This window comes from Dellaglioa sp. CoH-57-MRSF-21 (assembly GCF_056781915.1).
Window position 1 is genome coordinate 1 of record NZ_JBXAXU010000112.1, and the last position, 355, is coordinate 355.

Below are 355 nucleotides of genomic sequence, written 5' to 3' on the forward strand. Positions count from 1 at the left end.
TGCGTCGTCTGGCTGGCTCGTGTGTGCGCAGTGAACGCGATTGTGACAAGGGGTTGACGGCGAACTAATTTTTCTCTACACTCCATTTTTATAGTTTCAGCAGTGGAGGTAGAGTAAGATGAGAAACATGATTCGGGCCGCTATATGCGGCTTTCTTCTGGGGATCGCGACGCTGCCCTCGATGGTTTCGGCCCCAGCCCCTGAATTCGGTGCGCAGTATGTGCCGGGAGCGGGCGCGAAGCACAAACCTCGTTTCATGGTCGGTCCCGATGGCTCCGATCCCAATGACTTCGTTTCGTCGTTTGTGGCGTTCGGCCGTGAATACGGGTTGACCGATGCGCAGATTGCTGGGGCC

At 56.3% G+C, this 355-nt stretch carries 1 protein-coding gene; it reads left to right on the forward strand.

What is annotated here, in order from left to right:
• Positions 1–118 precede the first annotated feature (118 nt).
• Positions 119–355: hypothetical protein (locus tag AC1RPQ_RS08185; protein WP_481762291.1), on the forward strand; the 237-nt coding region annotated here is incomplete at its 3' end.